Annotated in this window: 20 protein-coding genes and 1 pseudogene; 13 read left to right on the plus strand and 8 right to left on the minus strand. The window is 60.2% G+C overall.

What is annotated here, in order from left to right; genetic code table 11:
- Nucleotides 1–60 precede the first annotated feature (60 nt).
- On the minus strand, nucleotides 61–966 hold the full coding sequence (locus AC2444_RS33670; RefSeq protein ID WP_003553160.1) for a LysR family transcriptional regulator: 906 nt from the start codon (nucleotides 964–966) through the stop codon (nucleotides 61–63).
- A gap of 37 nt (nucleotides 967–1,003) precedes the next feature.
- Nucleotides 1,004–1,978, minus strand: coding sequence for a LysR family transcriptional regulator (locus AC2444_RS33675; RefSeq protein ID WP_206615934.1), 975 nt, complete (start codon nucleotides 1,976–1,978; stop codon nucleotides 1,004–1,006).
- 39 nt (nucleotides 1,979–2,017) lie between these two features.
- Here AC2444_RS33675 and AC2444_RS33680 point away from each other — a divergent pair, with 39 nt between their 5' ends.
- Nucleotides 2,018–3,391 (plus strand): MmgE/PrpD family protein, encoded by a 1,374-nt coding sequence (locus AC2444_RS33680; protein ID WP_128449665.1) that lies wholly within the window; start codon nucleotides 2,018–2,020, stop codon nucleotides 3,389–3,391.
- A gap of 65 nt (nucleotides 3,392–3,456) precedes the next feature.
- Here the strand turns inward: AC2444_RS33680 and yghX are convergent, their stop codons facing one another.
- Nucleotides 3,457–4,344 carry a YghX family hydrolase gene (gene yghX / locus AC2444_RS33685; RefSeq protein WP_003553166.1) on the minus strand — a complete coding sequence of 296 codons (888 nt, stop codon included), beginning with the start codon at nucleotides 4,342–4,344 and terminating at the stop codon, nucleotides 3,457–3,459.
- Between the two features lie 332 nt (nucleotides 4,345–4,676).
- Here yghX and AC2444_RS33690 point away from each other — a divergent pair, with 332 nt between their 5' ends.
- The 5 genes and pseudogenes from AC2444_RS33690 to AC2444_RS33710 all read left to right on the plus strand — a co-directional run bounded on the left by AC2444_RS33690 (nucleotide 4,677) and on the right by AC2444_RS33710 (nucleotide 10,088).
- Entirely contained in the window at nucleotides 4,677–5,834 is a 1,158-nt protein-coding gene (locus tag AC2444_RS33690; protein WP_128449664.1) for a Gfo/Idh/MocA family protein, read from the plus strand.
- Between the two features lie 13 nt (nucleotides 5,835–5,847).
- Nucleotides 5,848–6,732, plus strand: a complete 885-nt coding sequence (locus AC2444_RS33695; RefSeq protein WP_003553168.1) for a carbohydrate ABC transporter permease — start codon at nucleotides 5,848–5,850, stop codon at nucleotides 6,730–6,732.
- Nucleotides 6,729–7,585, plus strand: a pseudogene (locus AC2444_RS33700) (carbohydrate ABC transporter permease). The gene AC2444_RS33695 and the pseudogene AC2444_RS33700 overlap by 4 nt, the downstream one beginning before the upstream one ends.
- 73 nt (nucleotides 7,586–7,658) lie before the next feature.
- Nucleotides 7,659–8,864, plus strand: coding sequence for an ABC transporter substrate-binding protein (locus tag AC2444_RS33705; protein ID WP_017996939.1), 1,206 nt, complete (start codon nucleotides 7,659–7,661; stop codon nucleotides 8,862–8,864).
- A gap of 90 nt (nucleotides 8,865–8,954) precedes the next feature.
- Entirely contained in the window at nucleotides 8,955–10,088 is a 1,134-nt protein-coding gene (locus tag AC2444_RS33710; protein ID WP_012763210.1) for an ABC transporter ATP-binding protein, read from the plus strand.
- Between the two features lie 305 nt (nucleotides 10,089–10,393).
- Here AC2444_RS33710 and AC2444_RS33715 read toward each other — a convergent pair whose 3' ends face one another.
- Entirely contained in the window at nucleotides 10,394–12,100 is a 1,707-nt protein-coding gene (locus AC2444_RS33715) for an adenylate/guanylate cyclase domain-containing protein (RefSeq protein WP_128405890.1), read from the minus strand.
- A gap of 441 nt (nucleotides 12,101–12,541) precedes the next feature.
- Between AC2444_RS33715 and AC2444_RS33720 the strand changes: the two genes are divergently transcribed.
- A complete protein-coding gene (locus AC2444_RS33720) occupies nucleotides 12,542–13,921 on the plus strand; it encodes a transposase (RefSeq protein ID WP_487762926.1) in 1,380 nt (459 codons plus the stop codon).
- 264 nt (nucleotides 13,922–14,185) lie between these two features.
- Here AC2444_RS33720 and AC2444_RS33725 read toward each other — a convergent pair whose 3' ends face one another.
- The 3 genes from AC2444_RS33725 to AC2444_RS33735 are packed head-to-tail and all read right to left on the minus strand — an operon-like array spanning nucleotide 14,186 to nucleotide 17,276.
- Entirely contained in the window at nucleotides 14,186–15,286 is a 1,101-nt protein-coding gene (locus tag AC2444_RS33725; RefSeq protein ID WP_128450411.1) for a D-TA family PLP-dependent enzyme, read from the minus strand.
- Nucleotides 15,287–16,762 carry a M81 family metallopeptidase gene (locus tag AC2444_RS33730; RefSeq protein WP_128450412.1) on the minus strand — a complete coding sequence of 492 codons (1,476 nt, stop codon included), beginning with the start codon at nucleotides 16,760–16,762 and terminating at the stop codon, nucleotides 15,287–15,289.
- Between the two features lie 31 nt (nucleotides 16,763–16,793).
- On the minus strand, nucleotides 16,794–17,276 hold the full coding sequence (locus AC2444_RS33735) for a hypothetical protein (protein ID WP_128450413.1): 483 nt from the start codon (nucleotides 17,274–17,276) through the stop codon (nucleotides 16,794–16,796).
- A 111-nt stretch (nucleotides 17,277–17,387) separates the two neighbouring features.
- Between AC2444_RS33735 and AC2444_RS33740 the strand changes: the two genes are divergently transcribed.
- The 5 genes from AC2444_RS33740 (at nucleotide 17,388) to AC2444_RS33760 (ending at nucleotide 22,024) form a co-directional block, all read left to right on the plus strand.
- Nucleotides 17,388–17,777, plus strand: a complete 390-nt coding sequence (locus AC2444_RS33740; protein ID WP_012763205.1) for a RidA family protein — start codon at nucleotides 17,388–17,390, stop codon at nucleotides 17,775–17,777.
- Between the two features lie 21 nt (nucleotides 17,778–17,798).
- Nucleotides 17,799–18,662, plus strand: coding sequence for a MurR/RpiR family transcriptional regulator (locus tag AC2444_RS33745; protein ID WP_012763204.1), 864 nt, complete (start codon nucleotides 17,799–17,801; stop codon nucleotides 18,660–18,662).
- Nucleotides 18,663–18,687: 25 nt separating this feature from the next.
- Nucleotides 18,688–19,464 (plus strand): SDR family oxidoreductase, encoded by a 777-nt coding sequence (locus AC2444_RS33750; RefSeq protein WP_012763203.1) that lies wholly within the window; start codon nucleotides 18,688–18,690, stop codon nucleotides 19,462–19,464.
- A gap of 61 nt (nucleotides 19,465–19,525) precedes the next feature.
- On the plus strand, nucleotides 19,526–20,725 hold the full coding sequence (locus tag AC2444_RS33755) for an MFS transporter (protein WP_128450414.1): 1,200 nt from the start codon (nucleotides 19,526–19,528) through the stop codon (nucleotides 20,723–20,725).
- 96 nt (nucleotides 20,726–20,821) lie between these two features.
- Nucleotides 20,822–22,024 (plus strand): ROK family transcriptional regulator, encoded by a 1,203-nt coding sequence (locus AC2444_RS33760; RefSeq protein WP_128450415.1) that lies wholly within the window; start codon nucleotides 20,822–20,824, stop codon nucleotides 22,022–22,024.
- Here AC2444_RS33760 and AC2444_RS33765 read toward each other — a convergent pair.
- Nucleotides 22,021–22,971, minus strand: coding sequence for a DMT family transporter (locus tag AC2444_RS33765; RefSeq protein ID WP_128450416.1), 951 nt, complete (start codon nucleotides 22,969–22,971; stop codon nucleotides 22,021–22,023). The genes AC2444_RS33760 and AC2444_RS33765 overlap by 4 nt on opposite strands.
- A 130-nt stretch (nucleotides 22,972–23,101) precedes the next feature.
- Here AC2444_RS33765 and AC2444_RS33770 point away from each other — a divergent pair, with 130 nt between their 5' ends.
- A complete protein-coding gene (locus tag AC2444_RS33770) occupies nucleotides 23,102–23,989 on the plus strand; it encodes a helix-turn-helix domain-containing protein (RefSeq protein WP_487762931.1) in 888 nt (295 codons plus the stop codon).
- The last annotated feature ends 37 nt before the right edge of the window (nucleotides 23,990–24,026 follow it).

The following is a 24,026-nucleotide window of genomic DNA, read 5'->3' on the forward strand; positions in this document are numbered from 1 at the left end:
GAATACGACCGCAACCAAAGCGGCTGCGCTGGAATAGGAATGCAGGCTAAATATTTAATTTCAAATGTCTTTTTGCGATAGCTTGATCTGTCGCTTTAAGGCGTCGCTGAGAGCATGGGCGGCAATCGAGAGTGGCGTTCCGACCGCCCTCGCCAATCCGAACTCCTGGGTCGCGCGTGGCACGAAAGGACGGTGCACCACCGGCAGGTGGCGATAGAGATTCGCATAAAAGCTGCTGATGATCGTGACCCCAAGGCCATGCGCGACATAGGAACAGGCGGAACTGTTGGTATGCGTCTCGATCTTGACGATCTGCTTGATGCCGGCCCGCCGGAAGGTCTGGTCGAGCGCCATGCGGTTCGGCCGTTGGCGGCCGATCAGAATGAGGGGCACGTCGCGCAAATTTCTGACCGTGATTTCCTCCAGTTTCGCTAGAGGATGATCCTTCGGAACGACGCAGACGCTTTCGCCGGTTGCGACCCGCTCGACCTCGATGCCCGGTCCGCTCTCGCCCTCCATGCGAAGAAAGCCGAAATCGATCACCCTCTGCTCGACGAGCTTGTTGATCGCGGTCGTCGTCTCGAAGAAGGTTTCGATCCGCACACCGGGGAAATCGCTGAAGTAATCGGCCAGCATTGCCGGCGCGAAATGCTCCCACATGCTGCTCGGCAAGCCGACGCGGACGATCTCCGGGCCGGCAGCGCCGCTTCTCAAGTCCTCCGCGTGGCCCGACATCCGATCGACTGCGAGCAAGATGTTCTCGGCATCGCGGGCGAGAAGCAGGGCCTCGGGGGTGGGGATGAGACGGCCTTTGTCGCGCACGAAAAGCGACATCGAAAGGTCCGCCTCGAGCTGCTGGAGAAGGCGGCTGACGCCGGACTGACTGAGGCCCATCGTCTTTGCCGTGGCAATCGTCGACCCTGTCGCCAAAAGCGTGCGCAGGACTTCCAGTTGCTTGATATTCATGCGTTTGCGACCCCCCGGTACGGTTCAGGCGCCGTCATCATACCCAGTCCGAAATGCTTTGAAGGAAGAGGCTGGCGGCCTTGGGCATCGGAAATTTCTCTCCGCTGATCAGCGCGTAAGCAACCGGCAGTTCCGGTTCGAGCGGAATGAACTGCAGCGGCAGCGTCGCATATTCGCGGGCGATGATCTCGCCGACCAGTGCAATGCCGAGCCCCTGTGCAGCCAGCGCGCAGGCACTCGCCACCGAATGCGCCTCGAGCAGGGGGCGTTGACGGATGCCGGATTTGTAGAACAATGCCTCAAGCTCATGGCGAACCGGTCGCTCCCTGTTCAGCATGATCAGATCCTGCCCCTTCAGGTCGCCGACCGACAATTGGCGGCTGCCGGCCTTGGGATGATCGTTGTGCAGGGCGCAAATGACCCGCGACGACAGGATCTTCTCCTGTTTCAATCCCGGGCTCATCAGCGGCAGACGCGCGAAGCCGAGATCGACCTCGCCGTCAGCCACCATCCGTTCAATTGCCAGATAGCTGCCGGATGCGACTTCGACGCGCATCGGTCCATTCGCTGCGAGAAAGTTCTTCACCAGCTTCGGAATGCGCGTCGAGGAAAGACTGGAGGGAAAGGCGAGCCGCAGCATGATCTCGCGCGATCGACCGCTCTCGAGTTCCATCGCCGCCGTTTTCAAGGCGCGTAGCCGGTCGGAAATGGCCCGGATTTCCGGGCCGAGCTGCAGGCCCTCGCGGGTTGGTTGAAGCCGGTTCTTTTCCCGGTCGAAAAGCCGGACGCCGAGATAGTCTTCCAGTTGCTGCAACAGGCGACTGGCGTTCGATTGCGAGATCCCAAGCTCGACGGAAGCGGCGATCGTCGAGCCCGTCGCGGCGATCGCGTCATAGGCCTCGATATGCTTCAGGCTGATCGCCGCACTCGTGTGTCGCGCCATTCTATCTCCAACGTCGATAGCCCTACCCGCAAACCGCATAAGATTGCGGAGCTGCGGAAAGTTGAACATTTTCCGCTGAGAACCAAACTCACGGAAAGACTTTCGTCAATGGCCACCATTCTCCGGAAGATCGCGGAACAGCTCCTGTCGCGAACGACGTTCTCAAACCTCGCGATGGACCGGGCAAGAGATGCTGCGGTGGACACCATCGGCTGCATGATTGCAGGCAGGGGCGATGACAGCGTTGCCGCACTCACCCGTGCCTTCGACGGGGAAATCGCCGGAGGCGGGCAAGCGCGGCTCGTCACCGGCGGCTCCGCCTCGCCCTCTTTGGCCGCACTCATCAACGCAACGGCGGCGCATGCGCTCGATTTCGATGACAATTTCCATCCGGCAAGGGCGCATGCTTCCGCGGTTCTGGTGCCGGCGCTGCTGGCCGTTCTGACGCGCGGCAAGGCCACCAGCGGAAGACGGTTTCTCGAGGCCTACCTGGCCGGGCTGGAAGCGCAAGCGGCGGTTGGCTTTGGCGTCAATCCCTCCCACTACAACAGGGGCTGGCACGCAACGGCGACGGTCGGCAGCATCGGGGCCGCGGCTGGCGTAGCACGGCTTCTCGGCGCCGACGAAAACGGCTTAGTCGCGGCGATGAGCCTGGCGACGAGCTTTGCCTGCGGCCCGAAAGGGCAATTCGGCACGACCGCCAAACCGCTTCACGCCGGCATTGCCGCGCGCAATGCCGTGGACGCGGCGCGAATGGCGCTGGCGGGCATGAGCGGGCGGCCGGATATCCTCGAACGGCCGCAAGGCTTCCTCGATCTTTTCGGCGGCGATGACGCCAAGGGCTGGGACGGCCTGACATTCGAGGCGGAGCACATCATCGAAAGCCGGGGCGTGGTGACCAAGCGCCATCCCTGCTGCGCCTCCACTCATCGCGCCATCGACGCGCTTCTGGATCTGAAGCAGGAGCATGGGCTTTTGGCGGACGACATTGCCAGGATCGAGACGAAAGTCGGCATATCCGCTGCCCGTAACCTCGCCTATCCCGAGCCCACCGACGAGATGCAGGCACGCTTCTCGATGCAATATTGCCTGGCGACAGCTTTCCTCAGAGGCTCCCTTAGCCTTTCGGACTTTACACGGCAGGAGATTGGGCGAGCGGAAATCCGGGAATTCATGCCGCGCATCGACATGCAGTCCTATTCGGCTGATGAGGAAAAAGGCGTGGAGCGCCTCCCGCATGTCGTCACTGTGACGATGCGCGACGGGCGCATTTTGAACAAGTCCCGCTTGCATGCGAAGGGATCGCTCGAAGCGCCGATGAGCGTCCAGGAACGCGAAGTCAAATTCATGGACTGCTTGCGCTGGGGAAATCGGAGTGTGTCCGGCGCCGCTTTCCTGCGGCTTCGCGGGCTTGCCGATTTGGAAAACCTGTCCGGCGACGATCCCTTCTGGAGCCTGATCACAGGCCGTCAGTCGCCTTGACAAGCCGCGGGACGGAAAAGCGGCGGGGAATGGCTCCCCGCCGCGGCTCGTTCAAGTCCGGTTTCTCAGGCGAGGTATTTCGTAAACCAGTCGACCGTTCGCTGCCAGGCGAGCTTGGCTGCCGCCTCATCGTAGCGGGGCGTGGAATCATTGTGAAAGCCGTGGTTGACGTCAGGATAGACGTAGGCCTCGAATGTTTTTCCCGATGACTTCAGCGCAGCTTCGTAGGCCGGCCAGCCCTCGTTGATGCCCTTGTCCAGTCCGGCATAATGGAGAAGCAACGGGGCCTTGATCTTCGGCACGTCTTCGGCGCGCGGCTGCCTGCCGTAGAAGGGCACGGCTGCGGCAAGCTCCGGATAGGCGACCGCCGCAGCGTTGGCAACGCCGCCGCCATAGCAGAAGCCGGTGATACCGACCTTGCCGGTGGTGAGATCGCTGTGCATCAAAAATTCGACCGCCGCGAAGAAGTCGTTCATCAGCTTCTCCGGGTCGACCTTCTGCTGCAGTTCCCGTCCCTTTTCGTCGTTGCCGGGATAGCCTCCGACCGAGGTGAGGCCATCCGGCGCAAGTGCAATGAAACCTGCCTTCGCCACGCGACGCGCCACATCCTCGATATAGGGGTTCAGGCCCCTATTCTCGTGAACGACCACCACGGCCGCGACTTTGCCGGTCGCGTTTTTAGGGCGGACGAGATAGCCACGGACATCGCCATTTCCCTTTGGCGAGGGATAGGTGATGTATTCGGCTGAGATATCGGGATCGGTGAACTCGACCTGGGTCGCCAGCGCATAGTCAGGGCTCAGCGATGAAAGAATGGCAGCTGCGGTCAGTCCGCCGACAGCGAATTTGCCGGCCCGGTCGAGAAACTCGCGCTTGGTAATTCTCCCGTGCGCGTAATAATCGTAGAGTTCGAGAAGTTCCTGAGGGAAATCCTTGGCTGTCATACGTGTCATGATGGCTCCTCCTTGCCTCCGGGTTGTCGCGCCCATCCTACACACGTAAACTCGCGGCTCTTTTCAACATTTCGCGAGTTCCGCGTGAGCTTTGCCGGGGCGATCGCTGGCTGTGCCAACAGTCGCTGAATTCGCTGCCCCGGCGTTAAGTGATGCGCACACGTCCCTTGTGGAATCTGCGTCCGGCCGGTGACAGCCAGCAATCGACCGCCGGCTATCGATCTATGAAAATTAATTTCATGCTTGCGCTTCGATGCCCGTTTTCTATTGACGCCCCCCGATTTTTGTCCCAACTTAAAGAAAATAAATTACTAAATGGGAACTTGATCGGCATGAAAGTGGGAATCATCGGGCTAGGATTCCGGCTCGGCTATCTCGGCTATGTTTTCAAGGCAATCGATAGCAGCTTCGACATTGTCGGCTATGTGGATCCGGAACCCGCCGGACTTCCGGGATTGACGGAAAAGGGAATTTCGGTCGGCAAGGCCTATGGTTCGCCGGAGGAGCTCCTTGCCTCTGAAAAGCTCGATCTGCTGATGATCGGCTCCCCCAACCACCTGCATCTCGACCATATCAGGCTCGGACTTCAAGCCGGTCTCAAGGTCTTCTGCGAAAAGCCGATCGTCACGACGATCGCCGAAAGCATCGAACTTGCCCATCTGATGGCAAAATTCGGACATGAGCGACTGATGGTCGGTCTCGTCTTGCGCTATTCTCCTCTTTATAAGGATCTTCGCGCCATCCAGGCCGAGGGCAAGCTTGGTCAGATCGTGTCGATCGAGGCTTCCGAACATATCGAGCCTTATCACGGCGCCTTCTTCATGCGCGACTGGCGCCGCTATGAGCGCTATTCCGGCAGCTTCATGCTGGAGAAATGCTGCCACGACCTCGATCTTTATAATGGCGTCGCCGGCGCACGGCCGGAGCGCGTCGCAAGTTTCGGCGGCCGCAAGAGCTTCATTCCGGCAAACGACCCGGCGCGCGAGGGCATCAACGACCTCGAGCTCTTCCACCGCAAGCCGAGCGGATGGATGGGATCGGACAAGGTGTTCGACAGCGATGCCGATATCATCGACTATCAGGTCGCGATCGTCGAATATGCCAATGGCGTCGGCATGAACTTTCACACCAATCTCAATGTGCCCGACCAATTCCGCCGTTTTGCCATCATGGGTTCGCGCGGCATGGCCGAAGGCGATTTCGTTCGCGGCTATCTCGACGTTCACGAACAGCTGACCGGCAACAAGGTGCTCGAAAACAAATATGCCGCCACCGAGCTCTCTCAGCACTACGGCGCCGATGAGCAGATGGCGAGCGACCTGCTTGAAAGCGTGCGCACCGGGCTCGAACTTCCTGTTTCCACCCTGAATGCGCTCGAAGCCGGCATCCTCGCCTTGGCGATGGACGAAGCGAGGATGAAGAAAGCGGTCGTCGATCTCAGACCCATCTGGGACCGCTTCGACGAAGCCCTTCACGCGAGAGCGGCTTGAGGAGGGCGGCAAGATGAGTGTTCAAAGAAGCACCTTCATCTTCGCTTGCGTCCTTCTTCTTCCGGCTGTGCTCTATGTCCTGGCGATCGTCGCCTATCCGCTGGTCGATACCTTCATTCTCTCCTTCACCGACGCGTCCCTCAGGAAGACCACCAATTGGGTCGGCTGGGCCAACTACGAGAAGATCTTCAACGAGCGGTTTGCCGAAGTCATCATCCGCACCTTCATCTGGACCTTCTTCTCGGTCGCCCTGAAAATGGTGATCGGCACCTTCGGTGCGACCATGCTGAATGCCGCGGTCCCCGGCCGCTCATTGTTCCGGCTTTTGACCATGCCGCCATGGATCGTGCCGATGGCCATCGGCATCTTTATGTGGGGCTGGATGTATAATGGCCAGTTCGGGATGATATCGGGCATGCTGCAGCGCTTCGGTCTCGTCGACGGCCCCGTCGCCTTCCTCGCCTATGGAAACACCGCCTTCTGGGCAACGATCATCACCGACGTATGGATCGGCGTGCCGCTGGTGACGATCTACTTCCTGGCGGCGATCCAATCCATTCCGAAGGATCTCTACGAGGCCGCCTGGACCGACGGCGCCGGCCGCTGGTACCGCTTCCGCCGCATCACGCTGCCGCTGATGGTGCCGGCGATCATCACCATGTCGATGCTGTCGCTGATCGCCACCTTCAACTCGTTCGACATCATCTGGATCCTGACGCAGGGCGGACCGAGCGGCGAGACGACGACGATGATCATCGATACCTATCAGACCGCGATCGGCTCGAAGAAATACGGTGAAGGTGCAGCGCGCGCCGTTTTGATCTGCATCTTCCTGTCGCTGTTCTGCTTCGCCTATTTCCGCGTCACCCGCCGCCTCAACCCGGAGAAGCGCGCATGAGCAATGCAGCCATGATCGACCGTTACCGTTGGTGGGAAATCATCCTGATCTATTGCGGCATCGCGCTGTTTCTTTTCTTCGTGCTGTCGCCCTTCGTCGAAGGTTTCCTGGTTTCGCTGAAGCCGCTCAGCCAGCTTTCTCTTCGCCCTACCGTTTCTGGCCGGAGAACGGCTCGTTTGAAGCCTATCGGACGATGTGGATCAGCGTGCCGGGCTTCGGACGTTATATCTTCAACTCGTTCTTCATCTCGATCATCGTCACGCTGATCGTGCTCTGCCTCGTCATTCCGGCGGCTTATGCCTTTGCGAAGTTCGAATTCAGGGGCATGGGCATTCTGCTCGGCGCCTTCCTGACGGTAAACATGTTCTCCGGCGCCGTGCTGTTGATCCCGCTCTTCCGGCTGATGCGCAGCATCGGCGTGCTCAACACCTATCTCGCCATGATCGTGCCGGGCGTCGCCTTCCTGATCCCCTCGGCGATCTGGCTGCTGCGAACCTACATGATCCGTATTCCGCAGGAACTCAACGAAGCGGCCTACATGGATGGCGCCAGCCACTTCTACACGCTGCGCCGGGTCATCCTGCCCATTGCGATGCCGGGGATCATCGTCGTCGCCATCACCACCTTCATCGGCGCCTACGCCCAGCAATTCATCTTCGCGCTGACGTTCAACTCGAAGACCGAATACATGCCCTTGCCGGTGGGGCTCTTTGCTTACTTCGGCAAGCAGGAGGTCATCTGGAACGAACTGATGGCGGCTTCCTTCGTCGGTATTGCGCCGGCGATGGTCGTCATCTTCTTCCTTCAGCGCTACCTTGTCGGCGGGCTGACCGCCGGTGCGGTGAAACAATAAGACCAAAAAACGAGTGAACAGCTAACACAAGAATGGGAGTCACGACGTGAGCATATCAATCAAGACAGGCCTTATGGCGCTCGCCCTGCTCGGTTCGACGGCACTGACGGCCGTCACTGCCCAGGCCGCCGACAAGGAAATCAGCTGGATCTATTGCGGCGACACGATCGACCCGGTCCACACCAAATACATCAAGCAGTGGGAAGAAAAGAACACGGGCTGGAAGATTGCCCCTGAGGTCGTCGGATGGGCACAGTGCCAGGACAAGGCAACGACGCTCGCTGCCGCCGGTACGCCGGTGGCGATGGCCTATGTCGGCTCGCGCACGCTGAAGGAATTCGCGCAGAACGACCTTATCGTTCCTGTGCCGATGACGGACGACGAGAAGAAGACCTACTATCCGAACATCGTCAACACCGTGACCTTCGAGGGCTCACAGTGGGGCGTTCCGATCGCCTTCTCTACCAAGGCGCTCTATTGGAACAAGGATCTCTTCAAGCAGGCCGGCCTCGATCCCGAGACGCCGCCGAAGACCTGGGCTGAAGAAATCGAGATGGCAAAGACCATCAAGGAAAAGACCGGCATTCCGGGCTTCGGTCTCTCCGCCAAGACCTTCGACAACACGATGCACCAGTTCATGCATTGGGTTTACACCAACAACGGCACGGTGATCGATGCCGACGGCAAAGTTACGCTCGACAGCCCGCAGATACTCGCCGCGCTAAAGGCCTACAAGGATATCGTCCCCTACTCCGAAGAAGGCCCGACGGCCTACGAGCAGAACGAAGTCCGCGCCATCTTCCTCGACGGCAAGGTGGCGATGATCCAGGCAGGATCGGGTGCAGCCGACCGCCTGAAGGCGACGAAGATCAGCTGGGGCATCACGACGCTGCCGCTCGGTCCCGACGCCAAGGGCCCCGGCACGCTGCTGATCACCGACAGCCTGGCGATCTTCAAGGGTTCGGGGGTCGAGGACAAGGCGACGGAATTCGCCAAGTTCATCACCTCGCCCGATGTGCAGTCCGAATACGAATTGCAGGGCGGCGCCGGCCTCACCCCGCTGCGGCCGTCTGCAAAGGTCGATGAATTCGTCGCCAAGGATCCCCATTGGAAGCCGCTCATCGACGGCATCAGCTACGGTGGTCCCGAGCCGCTCTTCACCGACTACAAGGGCTTCCAGAACTCGATGATCGAGATGGTACAGTCCGTGGTGACGGGCAAGGCCGAGCCGGAGGCTGCTCTCAAGAAGGCTGCCGGCGAAGTCGAGGCGTTCAAGTAAGCCCATTGGGCTCTTCGGGATCGCGGGAGACCATCCGCGATCCCTTCTCTGATGATCGAATGTGCGACGGCCGCCAGCGGAGACAGATTTTTGGGACAGCTCCTTCTCAACAAAGTTCAGAAGTTCTATGGCGACTACGAAGTTCTGAAGGGCGTGCAGCTCGATGTGAAGAACGGCGAGTTCGTCGTCTTCGTCGGTCCGTCCGGCTGCGGCAAATCCACCTTGCTGCGCATGATCGCCGGTCTCGACGCGACGAGCGCGGGCGACATCGTCATCGATGGTATCAGGGTCAATGATCTGCCGCCGGTCAAGCGCGGCATTGCCATGGTGTTCCAGTCCTACGCGCTTTATCCGCACATGACTGTTTTCGAGAACATCGCTTTCCCGCTTCGCGTCGAAAGGATGGAGGAGGAAAAGCTCAAGGCCAAGGTGGAAAACGCGGCGCGCATCCTTCACCTCGAACAGCGGCTGCAGCAGAAACCCGGCATGTTATCCGGCGGCCAGCGCCAACGCGTCGCGATCGGCCGCGCGATCGTGCGCGAACCGAAGATATTCCTGTTCGACGAGCCGCTGTCCAACCTCGACGCAGCACTTCGCGCCGACATGCGCATCGAGCTTGCCAAGCTGCATAGGCAGTTGAAGGCGACGATGATCTATGTGACGCACGACCAGGTCGAGGCCATGACGATGGCCGATCGTATCGTCGTGCTGGATTCCGGCGATATCTCCCAGACGGGGGCGCCGCTGGAGCTCTATCACAAGCCCGCAAATCAGTTTGTCGCCGGCTTCATCGGCAATCCGAAAATGAATTTTCTGCCCGTAATCTGCAAGGGCGTCAGCGCCAATGGTGTCGAAGTTGATTATCAGGGTCAGACAGCCGTTCTGCCCGTGACGCCGCGTGACGGTATGGTCGGCAAGGCTTTGACGCTCGGCATCCGGCCGGAACATATCCAGCTTGGCGGCGGCGATATCGTCTTTACCGTGACGCCGACGGTCATCGAGCGCCTTGGAGCAAATACGGTCGCTTACGCTTCGCTCAATGGAGAGTCCGAGAATTTCTGTGCCATGCTGCCAGGAAGCGTCGGCATCCGTGCGGACGCGCCGGTTGCAACCGGCATCAATGCCGCAGATTGCCATCTCTTCGACGAGGCGGGCATAGCCTTTGAGCGGCGGGTTGAACTGACCGAAATCGATATGAACGTGATCAACCCGACGGCGGCGTGAACCGGCGGCCAGGTCGGCGTTTTTCCTACCGGGGGCGGCACCGGATAGGGGCTAAACGACGCCCTAAGCAATTTTGGCTGCTCGCCGGTAGGGTTCGGGGTGATTTTCACCCCACGAACGTCGTTGGACAATCTCCTGCAGATGGCAGAGGCCGGCCTATTTGAAGTCATGCAAGACTCGGGCTGATTGACGCGTTTTGTGGAGCGTCTGAAGAAGCCGGGCACTGCGATCCAGACCGCCGTTCTCGCACAGCGCATATCCGTTGATCAAGTCCTCGAACGCGTCGGGATTGTGCCCACCCGCTGTCACATCTCCGGCAGGCCGGCCTTTCGGAAGCCGTCAACAAAGTGGTCTCGTACAGATGCATCGCGCAGCGGCTGGGAGCTGAGCCAATGGCCGATCGTGAAATGAGGGTGGGCGATCAGGAACAATTCTGCTTCTCGCCGCGCCTCCTCACGGTGGCCCAACTGCACAAGCGTAGCAGCCAGGAATTTGCGTGAGTTGGTACGATACGTGTCTTTCCTGCGGAGCGTAGCGGCTGCCGCCTCATAGTCATGCGCGGCGTATTGCGCCTGCCCAAGATGACAAAGATACCAGCAGGCTGGGTAGGGATTGAGCCGCAGAGCTTTTTCAATCTGCGCCAGTCCGTCGGCAACCCTGCCGTCCAGCACGGACATGTCCGACATGGCGGCCCAGGTGTCGGCGTGGTTGGGGTCCAGCTCCAGGGCCTTGGCGAAGGCGGCCTCCGATTCCTCCCATCGCCGCTCATAAGCCAAAATGGTCCCCAGAACGTAACGGCAGCCGGCATCGTTGGGATCCAGGTCGACCGCCTTCTGCGCGAACGTCGCCGCCATCCGACGATTAGGATCTTCGGGCTCGCCGAAATGAGTCCAGGCAAGCCAACGGTTATAGGCGAGCAGACCGAGCGCCTCGGCATATGATGGCTCGAGCTCAACCGCGCGTTGGAGCAGCATATAGGCCTCACGCTCAGTTTGCGGCGACTCTTCCGTCAGGAGGCGGGCGCGCACACACAGATCGTACGCCTCAAAGTTCTTCGGCCGATTGCGCGGCGTCGGGATGGTCAGCCGGCCGACGAGGGCTTCAACAATCTTGGCGTTAACTTCATCCTGTAGTTCGAAAACATCTTCCACCGTCCTGTCAAACCGGTCGGCCCACAAGTGCTGGCCGGCAAGCGTGTCGACCAATTGGGCATTGATGCGGACACGGCCCATTGCGCGTCTGGCGCTCCCCTCGAGGACATAGCGGACGCCGAGTTCCTGGGCGACCAGCCGTACGTCGACCGGTTTGCCCTTGTAGACGTACACGGAATTGCGCGCGATGACGAACAGACCAGCCGTACGGGAAAGGTCGGTGATCAGGTCTTCAGTCAAGCCGTCGACGAAAGGCGCGTCCGCATCATCCCCACTCATATTCGTGAACGGCAATACAGCAATCGAGGGACATTCGGGCAGCGGCAATATGCTCTGCAGCGCATCCGGCCAATGCCACACGTGGACCGGGCGAGTCAGGTTCTTCAGGTAGCGTTCGCCTGCATCAAAGAACCGGTCGCTAATCTTGCCGACGATCTCGCCGTGAACATTGGCTGAAATGCAGATACCTCCCGGTGCGGCCTGCGTCTGGAGGCGCGCCGCGACATTGACGTCGTCGCCGAGGACGTCTGAACCGTCGTCAATGACATCTCCCAGATTGACGCCTACACGCAAAAGCAGGCGCCGGTCTCCGGAAGCTTCAACAGCAGTGGTGGCCCGTTGCATTTCCAACGCTGCTGCGACCGCGTCCACTGCGCTACCGAATTCGATTAGGAACCCGTCGCCCATGACCTTGAAGATGCGACCGTGGTTGCGCATCACAGCCGGCTCGATAACGCCGGAACGGAGTTCCCTGAGGGTCGCCAGCGTTGCGACCTCATCAGCCTCCATCAGGCGTGAGTATCCCACCACATCGGCAACGACGATGGCGGCAAGGCGACGCTGAATAGATTGATCCGTCATGTGAGGACAAGCCTAACGACCGAATTAGCAAGTTATTGTTCAACCGCGGGTGAGTCAACAAGTGGTAAAGAGGTGATGCCCAGGCGATCTCCACCTCCATCGAGCCGTCATCCTTCTTTGTGACCGACGGCGTCGAGGTGGACGACACGGAAATGAGTATCCACGGAAAGCGGACGGTTCTTGAACGTCTGGTGATGGGCGGCGAGCGGGGGCCTCGGCGGAAGTGCCCAGTTCTGTCCCGGGGAGCCCGAACTGCAACTGCGCTAAGTCTGCATTTCTGGCTAACTCTCCAGATGCGGCCAGTCTCCTTCCGGCCCCAAATCGGTCACTCACTCAATCTCGCCAAATGTCAGCTCTTGGCGGATTGTGTTGAAAAACTCGGCTTGCTGGCGCCGTAGTGGCGTGATTCAATCGTCGCATTGATTTGCGGAGAATTGAGCAATGATGGGATGTCAGGCGGTTCCGGCGCAGCTCTTCTACGACTTCTGCCTTGATGAACACGTCCCTGCGGACCACTTGCTGCGCGGGATCGACTGCCATCTCGACCTCGACAGCGTGCGAGTACAATTGAAGCCTTTCTACAGCAATACGGGCCGTCCTTCGATTGATCCTGAACTGATGATGCGGATGCTGATCATCGGTTACTGCATGGGCATCCGCTCGGAACGGCGGCTTTGCGAGGAGGTCCACCTCAACCTTGCCTATCGCTGGTTCTGCCGCCTTGGGCTGGATGGCAAGGTGCCGGACCATTCCAGCTTCTCGAAGAACCGTCATGGCCGGTTCCGGCAAAGCGATATCCTGCGGCATATGTTCGAGACGGTGGTGGAGCGCTGTCTGGCGCAGGGACTGGTCGGCGCGGAAGGCTTTGCCGTCGATGCCAGCTTGATCGCGGCGGACGCCAACAAGCAGCGCTCAGTGCCTGGCGCGGAATGGGAAGTTAAAGAGGATGCCGGTCGATCGGTGCAGGAATATCTGGCGGTCCTCGATGACGCGGCTTTTGGTGCTGCGTCACCGGTGAGGCCGAAGTTCATCTCGCCTTCCGATCCGGCAGCTCAATGGACTGGTGCCCACAAAGGGCATGCCTTCTTCGCCTATGCCACCAATTATCTGATTGATACCGATCATGGCGTCATTCTTGATGTGGAGGCGACGCGTGCCATCCGCCAAGCGGAGGTCGGAGCATCCCGCACGATGATCGATAGGACAGAGAACCGCTTCGGCTTGAGGCCAGGCTATCTCGCTGCTGACAGTGCTTATGGTTCCGCCGACAATCTGGCTTGGCTGGTCAAGGAAAAGACGATCGCGCCGCACATTCCTGTCTTCGACAAATCGAACCGGACCGACGGGACCTTCTCGCGCTCGGACTTTACCTGGGACAGTGCGAATGATCGCTACATATGCCCGGCGGCCAAGGAGCTGAAGCAGTTCCACCGAACCTATGCAACGCCCAGATCGGGGATCACGAGCGAAGGGACACGGCTCTATCGCGCCAGCAAGAAGGACTGCGACGGCTGTGAACTCAAACAGCTTTGCTGTCCAAATGCGGTTGCACGCAAGGTACCGCGTGATCTCAACGAAGATGCCCGCGATGTCGCCCGAGCGATTGCTGCCACGCCAGAATATGAGCAGTCCCGGCATCGTCGCAAGAAGGTCGAGATGCTCTTTGCACACTTGAAACGCATTCTCCGGATGGCCCGTTTGAGGCTGCGAGGTCCGTGCGGGGCGCGAGACGAATTCCTGCTTGCCGCAACCGCTCAAAACCTCAGGAGGCTGGCCAAACTCAGACCACAAAGGTCGCTGCACGGCGTTATCGCCGCATAAGGCGGCATAAATCGAAACCTTGCGCACAGGCGCAGGGCAGATAACCGATAACTCCCTGCCCAAAAGGCCCAAAAGGCCCAAACGGCGGGCTAAGCGGCTAATCCATCGAGTTTTTCAACGATATCGGCGCAACCAGGTCATCCCTTGCGCGCACGTCTCGCAACATCGGCTACTGTATTTTGCTGATACCGAGATCGCGAGCGATCCACCGATAACCGCAGCCTTCGGCAATCGGTATCATTTCGCTCCAACCGGAACCGCCCCCTACCAGACGAGACCGCGGGCCGCGACCTGCTCGACGCGGGTGACGACGCCGCCCCGATGGAAGACCATGGTGTCGAACAGGTTCGACACGACGCAGGTGTGGTTCGGGATGATGAACAGCTTCTGGCCGATCTGCGGCCGGGGGCCGGTACAATTCGACAGGTCGATCACGCCGTGTTCTTCCGAGAGGCTGCTGATCCGCGCCTCGGGATAGCCGACCACCAGGCCGTAATCGCTAAAACCCTGAAGATCCGATGTCAGAGCCTTCGACCCGGCATCGATGACGGCGCGGTCGGCGTTTGGCCGTGACACGACGGTCGCCAGCACGTGCATGGCGCAATTGTCCTCGGTGCAATGGCCCATGCGCACCATCTGGCGATCGTTGTAGATATAGGTGCCGGCGCGGTGTTCCGTGGCCGAGGTGACGAGATGCGCCTCGAAGAGGCTTGGCGTTCCGCCATTGCTGACGATCGGGCAGGTTATGCCTTCGGCTTTCAGCTGTGCCAGCGTTTCGGCAATGAAGGCTTCGACGGCGGCGGCCGATTGCGGTTTCGGATAGGTCACGATGCCGCCGAAGGTGAGGCCGTCGGAAGCGGCGATGCGCTTGGCGAGCGAGGCCGCCTCATCTGGTGTCTGCACGCCGCAACGACCGCCGCCGGTATCGCATTCGACCAGCACGTTCAGCGGCTTGTGGCCGGACAAATGTGCCGCTAGCCCGTCGACCGTCACTTCACTGTCGGCGACGACCTTGAGGGCCGAAATCTTCTCGTTCAACTTGGCCAGGCGCTCGAGTTTCTGCGGTCCGAGGATATTGAAGGTGATGAGGATGTCCTCGAAGCCGGCTTCGGCAAAGACTTCGGCTTCCGTCACCTTCTGGCAATTGATGCCCTTGGCGCCGGCGGCAACCTGCGCGACGGCGAGAGCCGGGATCTTGTGCGTCTTGATATGCGGGCGGAAGTTCAGCCCGTGCTGATCCATATAGGATTGAACGCGGCCTATGTTTGCAGCCAGCCTGTCTTCGTCGATAACAGGACGCGGCGTCGAGAGATCGGCGATCCTGTCGCCTGCCTTGGCGACGACGGCAAACCTGTTGTCATGCATCTAGGCGGCTCCGCGTTCTGGTCCGTGTGGATCGGCGACGATCGGCCATATGGTCTTCGGTGCCCGCTTGTACGGCGTCGTTGCCGGATTATTGGGATAGGGCGTTCCGGCGGAGCAGTAAAGGATCTCCGCCGCGATCTTCGAGAAGGACGCGAAGAAGTGGTTGGTGGATTTGATCACCAGGATCTTCTGCCGGGCGGGATTAATGCCCATCACCGAAAAAAGGCTCGGATCGAAGCTTTGAGCGCGCGTCGAATTGAGGATGATATCGATGCCGCCAAGCACGATATGTGCGGCATCGCCGAAAGGTGCGAGGCTCTCGCCGAAGTGCATCTCGGCATTCTTCACGAGCTTGACGATCTTGACGGTGCCGTCGATGGGATTGCCGGTGCCGGGCGCCGACTTGGCGCCGAAGCGCAGTGGAATTTCCGCCCCCTCGCCTGCCGCAAAACAAATCTGGACGGCCACCGGATCCCAGATGGTGCCGATCGCAGCACTGGTGACGCCGCGGGCGATCAGCTCCCCGAGGATAACCGTCGCGTCCCCTGCCGTGCCGCCACCCGGATTATCCCAGACATCGGCGATGACAACAGGCCATGCGGTGGCAGTCATCGCGCGTGAGACAGCTTCCTTCTCGTCGATCTGCGGGACCATGAAGGTGCCGCGCTTCGAAAATAGCTCAAGGCCGAGTTCGCGGGCCAACGCCGCGCCCTTCTCCGGCTTATTATCCGTCACGACAAGCAGCTTCGTTCCCATTTCGGGAACGTCGCCGACCATGAAGCCGTGGATCACCGAGATCGACAGGACGTCCGGATCATCCTTCTCGATCTGCATGATCTTGTCGACGAAGGAACGCATGGGCTCGCGCGATGTCGGGAAGACGTCGATCATCTTGCAGTCGAACACCGACATATCAGGCTTGATCCGGCCCTCGAGCGTCGCGACCGCAATGCGCCAGAGGTCCTCGGCGCGGTCGACGAAGTCCGTGTGCGGAAACTCTTTGAAATAGACGGCCAAATCGAGAGCGGCGACACGTTTTGCAGTGAGATGGCTGTGCGGATCGAGCTCGGCGCAGATGAGGACATCAGGCCCGACGATCTCGCGGATGCGCGACAGAAGATCGCCTTCGGTATCCTCGTATCCGGCGGCCACCATGGCGCCGTGCAAGCCCATGACGACAGCGTCGACAGGCATTGCTGCGCGGAGTTGGTCTATGATTTCGTCACGCAATTCCTCGTAGGTTGTCCGGTTGACGAGGCCTGCGGGGTCGGCCCAGGTGGCAGTTCCCTCAATCAGTTCCCAACCCTTTTCTCGGGTGACGCGCCTTCCGACGGTGATCGGCGCAGTGCAAAGCGTCGGTGTTTCGGGATGCTGGCCGGGCGGAGCATAAAGAGAGGCTTCGAATGCGCGACGATCCACGCAGATCGGGGAAAAGGTGTTGGTCTCGGTCGCCAGTGCTGCGGTGAAAATGCGCAAGAAAGTGGCCTTCGTGTTGTCGGCCCCCGCGTCAACCCATCGGGTTCGGCAGGTAGCCGGTGAAACCTGAGATCTTCCAGCGTCCTTGGTGAAGCCTGCAGTAATAGAGCGTCTGCCATTGCAGGACGTCCCGGGAATCGTCGCTCTTGGTAATGCCGCCGTCGAATTTCTTGCGAACAAGCGCCATGTCGCCCTCGATTTCGATATCCTCAAGCGTCGTCGTGGTGAAGATCGCCATGCGCGCGTCTTCTGCGAAACTCTGCTCGGCGAAATCCTTTGCCTGCCTCAGCCATTCCTGGCGATAGGCCGACAGCGTCGGAAATGCGAGACGCCACCTGTCGGGGTTGACCTGCTTCTGGGCATCGATACCGATGAAGCCCTCCTCCACGAAGTCATGCTCCACCATCGACCAATCGGCGGCCAGAAACGCATCGATATCGCGCGGAACGAGCATTTCCCAGATGGCATGCCGGGCGCTGTCTGACGGGAAAGGATTCTGGAAAGGATCGCGCATATCAGCCCCGGATTGAAATTCTTTTCATAAATAGTGTTTTTCACTGGTCAAATTCTGCTTTCTATGGTCACTTGTCAACTTATCAAGAAAATAATTTGCAAGGACTTCAGCATGCCGATCAAGCGCTATGGCACTGTTCAAACGGGCGCCGGCGGCAAGGCGCTGCCTTTCGCACGTGCGGTCGAAGCCGACGGATGGCTATATGTTTCCGGCCAGGTTGCGATGGAAGATGGCGAAATCATCGACGGCAACATCATTGCTCAGACCCACAAGACGATTGCCAATGTCCTTTCGATCCTCGATGAGGCCGGATATGGCGTCGAGGACGTCGTGCGCGTCGGCGTCTGGCTCGATGATCCGCGCGATTTCTGGACCTTCAATAAAATCTATCAGGAGTATTTCGGCGAACACCCGCCGGCACGCGCCTGTGTGCAATCGTCGATGATGGTTGATTGCAAGGTTGAGATCGACTGCGTGGCCTATAAGAAGAGGGATGGATAGAGAACCATCGGGGGGACGGGCTTGGATATCTTTTCAACGCTGCAGGAAGACAAGGGTCGGCTCTCTCCCTCCGAGAGCCGCATTGCGGAGATCATCGTCAACGACTTCGAATTTGCCGTGAATGCCTCGATCATCGAGCTGGCGGAACGGGCGAAGGTATCGCCGCCAACCGTCACACGCTTTTGCCGGCGGCTTGGTTGCGAGAGCTTTTCCGACTTCAAGGTGCAGCTTGCCCGCACCGCCCATATCGGCGTTCGCTACCTGAAACCGGAATCGAAAAGCACCGATCCGGCCGATGTCGCCCAGGATATCATCACCAAAGCCCAGAACGCGCTCTTTCTCCTGCATCGGTCGCTCGATCTTGCCGCGATCGAAGCCGCCGTATCGCATATCGCCAAGGCCGATATGATCTATGCGTTCGGGTCGGGCGGCAATTCATCGATGATCGCCGACGAGCTCCAGAACCGGCTCTTTCGTCTCGGGCTTCGCATCACGGCAAGTTCCGACCACAGCATGCAGCTGATGATGGCTGCCGCGGCAAGGCCCGGCGACGTGTTGATCGGCTCGTCCTTCTCAGGGCGCAATATGGAGCTGGTGCGCGCCTTCGAGCTTGCCCGCCAGACCAAGGTGAAGACGATCGCGCTCACCCAGACGGACAGCCCGGTTGCCAAGGCCGCCGAAATCGTCGTGCCGATCGACCTTCCCGAGGGCCACAATATCTATCGCCCGACCTCGACGCGCATCGCCTACATCGCGACGATCGATATCTTGTCGAGCCTGGTCGCTTATGCCGTTCAGCCGAAGGCAACGACCACGCTTCGGCGTATCAAGCAGCAGCTTGTCATTCACCGTGACGGCGACGACCGGCAATTGCTTGGAGATTGAAGTTCATGAACGGGAGCGACGGAAAATGACGCAGTCGATAGCCATCGTTACCGGCGCTGCAGGCGATATCGGCGCGGCGATCGCCGCACGGCTCGCCGATGACCACGACGTCGTGTTGCTCGCCGATATCGATGCGGAGGCCGCGGCTGCCGTGGCATTGAAGCTCGGGCCGGACAATCGCTTCGTCGCAGTCCAATGTGATGTAACCAGCGAGACGAGCATTGCGGAATTGGCAAGACGCGCCGCCGACGTCGGCGTGTGTCGAACCCTGGTCAACAATGCGGGTGCTGCCCGCGCGACCAGCCTGCACGACACGACGCCCGAGATCTGGCGGGCGGACAATGCGCTCAATCTCGAAGCGGCATTCTTATGTTTCCGCGCGTTCGAGCCCATGCTGACGATTTCGAAGGGTTCCGTCGTCAATATTGCCTCGGTCAATGGCTTGCATGTCTTCGGGCACCCTGCCTATAGCGTCGCCAAGGCAGGCCTTTTGCATTTCACCCGGCTGGTTGCGGTGGAATACGGCAAGTTCGGCATCCGGTCCAACGCCGTCGCACCGGGGACGGTAAAGACGCAGGCCTGGGAAGCGCGCGCGGCAGCCAATCCGAATGTTTTCGAGGAAGCACGCCGCTGGTATCCGCTGCAGCGCGTCGTCGATCCGAAAGATGTTGCCAATGCGGTGGCCTTCCTTGCCGGTCCCCTGGCCGCAGCCATCACCGGCGTCTGCCTGCCTGTCGATTGCGGCCTCACGGCAGGCCAGGCCGAGCTCGCGCGGACCTTCTCGCAATCGGAACATTACTGAAACCTAGAGGAAGACGAGAGGAGCAGGTTGTGAAGCCGGCTTACTTCTGATCGATCACCGCATGAGCCGACTTTTCCCTGACGTCTTCCGCAATCCGGCGATCCGCGCCAGCATGATCGCCATTTTCACCTTCGGCATGGCGGGAGCGATGACCGCACCCTACCGTTCGATCATCGGCATCCGCGAATTGGGGCTGAGCGACGGCCTCTATTCCTTCCTGAGTTTCGTCTCGGCGGCGGTGAATGTCGTCATCAGCATCCTGCTCGGCAATCTCGCCGACCGGCTTGGTGAATACCGTTCGACGATGATCTGCGCCTGCCTGTTCGGCATCGTCGGCTACGGCGTGGTCTACGCCTTTCCCAGCGCCGCCGTCTTCGTCATCAGCGGGTTGCTGCCCCTGCCGATCTACGGGGCGCTGAACTCGCTGCTGTTTGCCAATGCGCGCGCGGCTATGCACGGCATGAACCGAAGCGACATGGTGACGGCCAACTCCGGCGTGCGCGCCATGATCTCGCTGTCGTGGGTGCTGATCCCAGGGATAACCGGCCTGCTGCTGTCTGGCGCATCGAGCATGCTGCCGGCCTACCTCTTTGCCAGCATCTCATGTCTGTTGTGCCAGGGGATCATCGTCTTCGCCTTGCCGAAGCGAGCGGCAACGGAAATGGCAGCAGTTCATCATCTCACTTACCTCGGCGCGCTTGGCCAAGTGGTTTCTCCGCGGATTTCGGCGCATATTTGCGGGGTCGCGCTGATCACCAGTACGCTGCATCTGAATGACGCCCTGCTGCCATTGATCGCCACTGGTGCTGCGCATGGCAAGCTGAGCGACGTCGGCATTCTCGTCGGCATGGTCGCATTGCTGGAAGTCGTCTTCATCATCGTCTGGTCGCGGATCGCGCGGAAGACCGGACAGATGACGGCGCTTGCCGCCGGTACCATCATCTATGCCGTCTTCCTCAGTCTGCTCGGCTTTGCCTCCGAGCCGTGGCACCTCTATGCGCTCACCTTGCTTGCCGGCATCGGAGCGTCGGCGATCATCACCATTCCGATCACCTATCTGCAGGATCTGATCGCCGACCGGCCGGGCCTCGGCAGCGCACTGATCTCCGTCAATATCTTTGCCAGTGCCGGGATCGGCGCGCTGGTCTTTGCCGCCGGCACCTATGTGACCGGCTATTCGGGAACCGCAATCCTCAGCACTGTCACCGGATTGGCGGGGATAGCGATCATCGGCCTCCTGCATAGAGGCAAAGCCCGCTAGTCGACACCATTGGCAAATGGGACCAGACGAAGAATGCGGCTTTCATCGGTGTTCGTCTTGTGACAAGGGTGACGCACCATTTCCTTTGAAGGCGACATGAAGGCGATCTCCGGCACGAATCTCGAGCAGGCCAAGTCTCACAACCGGCGTGTGGTGATCGAGGCTGTCCGCACGAACGGTCCCTTGTCGCGCGCGGCGATCGCCCGGATGACGGCGCTGACTGCCCAGACCGTGTCGAATATCGTCGAGGAACTGGAGAGGTCGCACCTTCTCGTCCCATCCCAGGCACAGAAGCTATCGCGCGGCCAGCCGATCATCCCCTACTCCATCAATCCGCGCGGCGCTTATTCGATCGGTCTCGAACTTGGCCGCCAGCGCGCCAGCGGGGTTCTGACGGATCTCTCCGGCGCTGTCTGCGCGCGCATCGAGCGCCACGTCGAACATCCCGATCCGCAACGGGCCATGCCGGCGCTCCAAGCAATAGTCGAGGATCTTCAGCAGGCCTTCGCATTCGACCGGAACCGGCTGCTGGGCGTCGGGATGGCCCTGCCCGGCCGTTATGCCGATGGCGGCACCACGTCGCTCAGTCCGCTGAACCTGCCCGGCTGGCAGGATTTTCCTGTCGGGCATGAGCTGGAACAGCGGATAAAAGTGCCGGTGCTGGTCGAGAACGATGCGACGGCAGCAGCGATCGGCGAGCGTCTTCATGGTGTCGCCCGCGGTTTGGGCAGCTTCGTCTATCTGTTTCTTGCGGGCGGCGGCGGCATCGGCGCCGGAATGTTCCTCGACGGCCACCTCTACAAGGGCAGCCGCAACAATGCCGGCGAGATCGGCCATATCATCGTCGAACCGCATGGCAAGCTCTGCAGCTGTGGCAAGCGCGGCTGTCTGGATCGCTACGTCTCGCCGGCCGTTGCATACGAATTCATGGGCATTGCCAATGCCGAGGAGCTGTCGCCCGACGATCTCGATGCGCTGATCGCCAAGGGTGGCGAAGGCCTCGATGCCTGGCTGGAGCAAGCCGTCCAGCCGCTGCGACAGACCGTCGATTTTCTGGAGCTTGCCTTCGATCCGCAGACCATCGTGCTCGGCGGCAGCATATCGACCTCGCTGATGCTTCGGCTTGCAGAGCGGCTGGAGCCGCTGCACACCCCCATCGATCCCAACCAGAAGCGGGCGGTCCCTCGGGTGATGATCGGCATGACCGGCAAGGATACGGCAATCCTCGGCGCCGCCGCCCTGCCGATCTTTTCCGAAACCAATCCGCGCTTCGACGTCCTGCAAAAGCCGCTCGGTTAGCTACCTCCGCCCCGGAGATTGCCGAGGCCGGCCCCTCCTCCGCCTGCTGGCAGCCTCGCATCTGACTGCGGGCGACGGGCTGGAGGTGGCGCAAAGATGACCACGTTGCCGAGAAGCGTCAGCGCCAGGCCGAACAGGCCCAGACCGCTCCAGTGGTAGCCCTCGAAAACCGTCGACAACGACAGGGCGACGATCGGGAACAGGACGGTGGCATAGGCGGCGCGCGAGGAGCCGGTGCGCGACACCAGCATGAGGTAGGTGGTGAAGCCGATCACCGATCCGATTGCCGCAAGATAGAGCATGGCGGCAAGATAGGTGATGTTAGGCGGTGCCACGATCGGCGTTCGCGTCACGGCAATCAGAAAGAGCAGGATAATCGCGCCATAGGTCATGCCCCAGGTGTTGGCGGTCAGCGGTGAGATTCCGACCGCGCTGTTTCGACGCGATGCCATATTGCCCAGCGAGAAGAACAGGGTGCCAAGCGCTGCGAGTCCGATCCCTTTCAACGTGGCCATATCGAAATCGACGACAACGTCCTGTCCGAAAAGAAGCAGAAGCCCGGTTGCTCCGAGCGCGGCTGCGAGAAGCGTGCGGCCGGTAATGCGGTCGCCGAAGAAGAGGCGCGCATTGACGGCGTTGTAGATCGTTGCGAGCGAGAAGATCACCGAGATCAGCCCGGACGGGATAGAGGCGGCGGCGTTGTAGAAACAGATGAAATTGAGGCTGAACAGGCAGAGCGCTTGCGCAAGGATGAAAGGTTGATCGCGCAAGGCAGGCAGCTTGAGCCGCCGCATGACAACCAGGATGGCGACGAGGATAGCTGCTGCAACCGCAAATCTGTAGAAGACCGAGACCAAGACCGGCACGGGACCGACCTGCATCGCAATGGCGATCCAGGTCGTGCCCCATATCAGGACGGTGGCGATGAAAAGAGCGGCATTTGCCATGGCGTGATCCTCGTTTTCCCGACCAATAGGCGAACCGTGAGCAGGCCTCTTGCAGATTCTTGCTACGAAATCGATTTGCCCGGACTTCCGGCTCGCCATACTGGTCGTCCGCCGGTATTGTTCGCGCGGCATGATCAGGTGTGGGGAAGAATTGGTGAGATATAGTCACCCCTCGGTTTTCAGGTTTCTATCCGCATCTCCCACTGCGCAGATGTCACAGTCCATCGATCTGGGGTTCGGGCGATCAGCTGCCATCTGGAGCAATGCACACGACAGGATGAGCTATCAGCGGCCGAACGATCATACGTTCAGCCTTTATCTGAGAGGCGGCGCCGGAACGCGTCGTCTGGATGGCAGCCCCGCCGCTCGCGGCCGTCCGGGAGTGCTGTGCATCATGCCACAGGAGCACTCTTCCGAATGGGAAATCACCGATTTCTCCCAATTCGTCCATCTGTATGTTCCCGACGACCAGATGCGCCGGATGTTTGCCGAGACGTTTGACCGCGATGCTCGGCTCATGGCTCTTCCCGAATTAACCTTCGCAGATGCGCCCGTCTTGGCGCACACGCTTCGGCAGATGACGAAAGCGATGGTGACGGGCGGTCATCTGCTGGCTGAGGAAGCGATGACGCAGGCGATCAACGATTTCTTCGTTGATCCGCGTTATGGAGGGATGCGTCCCTGCGCGATCAGCGGCGGGCTCGCTCCTCACGTGCGGCGCCGGAGTCTGGAGTATATCGAGGCCCATCTCGGTGAGACGATCCGCTTGCAGGATCTGGCGACGATCGGGCAGCTCAGCGCCTTTCATTTTCAGCGGATGTTCCGGGCAAGCTATGGTGTGTCCCCGCATGGCTGGGTGGCTCACCGGCGTATCGAGCGCGCCAAATCGATGTTATCAGGCATGGACCCGATCGCACAGATCGCTTCGGCCTGCGGCTTCAGCAGCCAGAGCCACATGACGCGGGCATTCAAGTCGGGCACAGGTGTTACACCCTCAGCCTACCGGCAACGACCGTGAAGCCGCTTCGCTCGAGCGCACTTTTCTTTTCCGAAAT

Source organism: Rhizobium sp. WSM1328 (assembly GCF_057653715.1).

Coding starts and splice junctions, on each gene's coding strand:
- AC2444_RS33720 (WP_487762926.1), top strand. CDS start 12,542: ATGATGGGATGTCAGGCGGTTCCGGCGCAGCTCTTCTACGACTTCTGC.
- AC2444_RS33765 (WP_128450416.1), bottom strand. CDS start 22,971: ATGGCAAATGCCGCTCTTTTCATCGCCACCGTCCTGATATGGGGCACG.
- AC2444_RS33735 (WP_128450413.1), bottom strand. CDS start 17,276: ATGCGCGATCCTTTCCAGAATCCTTTCCCGTCAGACAGCGCCCGGCAT.
- yghX (WP_003553166.1), bottom strand. CDS start 4,344: ATGACACGTATGACAGCCAAGGATTTCCCTCAGGAACTTCTCGAACTC.
- AC2444_RS33675 (WP_206615934.1), bottom strand. CDS start 1,978: ATGTTCAACTTTCCGCAGCTCCGCAATCTTATGCGGTTTGCGGGTAGG.
- AC2444_RS33740 (WP_012763205.1), top strand. CDS start 17,388: ATGCCGATCAAGCGCTATGGCACTGTTCAAACGGGCGCCGGCGGCAAG.
- AC2444_RS33705 (WP_017996939.1), top strand. CDS start 7,659: ATGGCGCTCGCCCTGCTCGGTTCGACGGCACTGACGGCCGTCACTGCC.
- AC2444_RS33715 (WP_128405890.1), bottom strand. CDS start 12,100: ATGACGGATCAATCTATTCAGCGTCGCCTTGCCGCCATCGTCGTTGCC.
- AC2444_RS33680 (WP_128449665.1), top strand. CDS start 2,018: ATGGCCACCATTCTCCGGAAGATCGCGGAACAGCTCCTGTCGCGAACG.
- AC2444_RS33770 (WP_487762931.1), top strand. CDS start 23,102: ATGATCAGGTGTGGGGAAGAATTGGTGAGATATAGTCACCCCTCGGTT.
- AC2444_RS33725 (WP_128450411.1), bottom strand. CDS start 15,286: ATGCATGACAACAGGTTTGCCGTCGTCGCCAAGGCAGGCGACAGGATC.
- AC2444_RS33760 (WP_128450415.1), top strand. CDS start 20,822: ATGAAGGCGATCTCCGGCACGAATCTCGAGCAGGCCAAGTCTCACAAC.
- AC2444_RS33695 (WP_003553168.1), top strand. CDS start 5,848: ATGAGTGTTCAAAGAAGCACCTTCATCTTCGCTTGCGTCCTTCTTCTT.
- AC2444_RS33755 (WP_128450414.1), top strand. CDS start 19,526: ATGAGCCGACTTTTCCCTGACGTCTTCCGCAATCCGGCGATCCGCGCC.
- AC2444_RS33690 (WP_128449664.1), top strand. CDS start 4,677: ATGAAAGTGGGAATCATCGGGCTAGGATTCCGGCTCGGCTATCTCGGC.
- AC2444_RS33670 (WP_003553160.1), bottom strand. CDS start 966: ATGAATATCAAGCAACTGGAAGTCCTGCGCACGCTTTTGGCGACAGGG.
- AC2444_RS33750 (WP_012763203.1), top strand. CDS start 18,688: ATGACGCAGTCGATAGCCATCGTTACCGGCGCTGCAGGCGATATCGGC.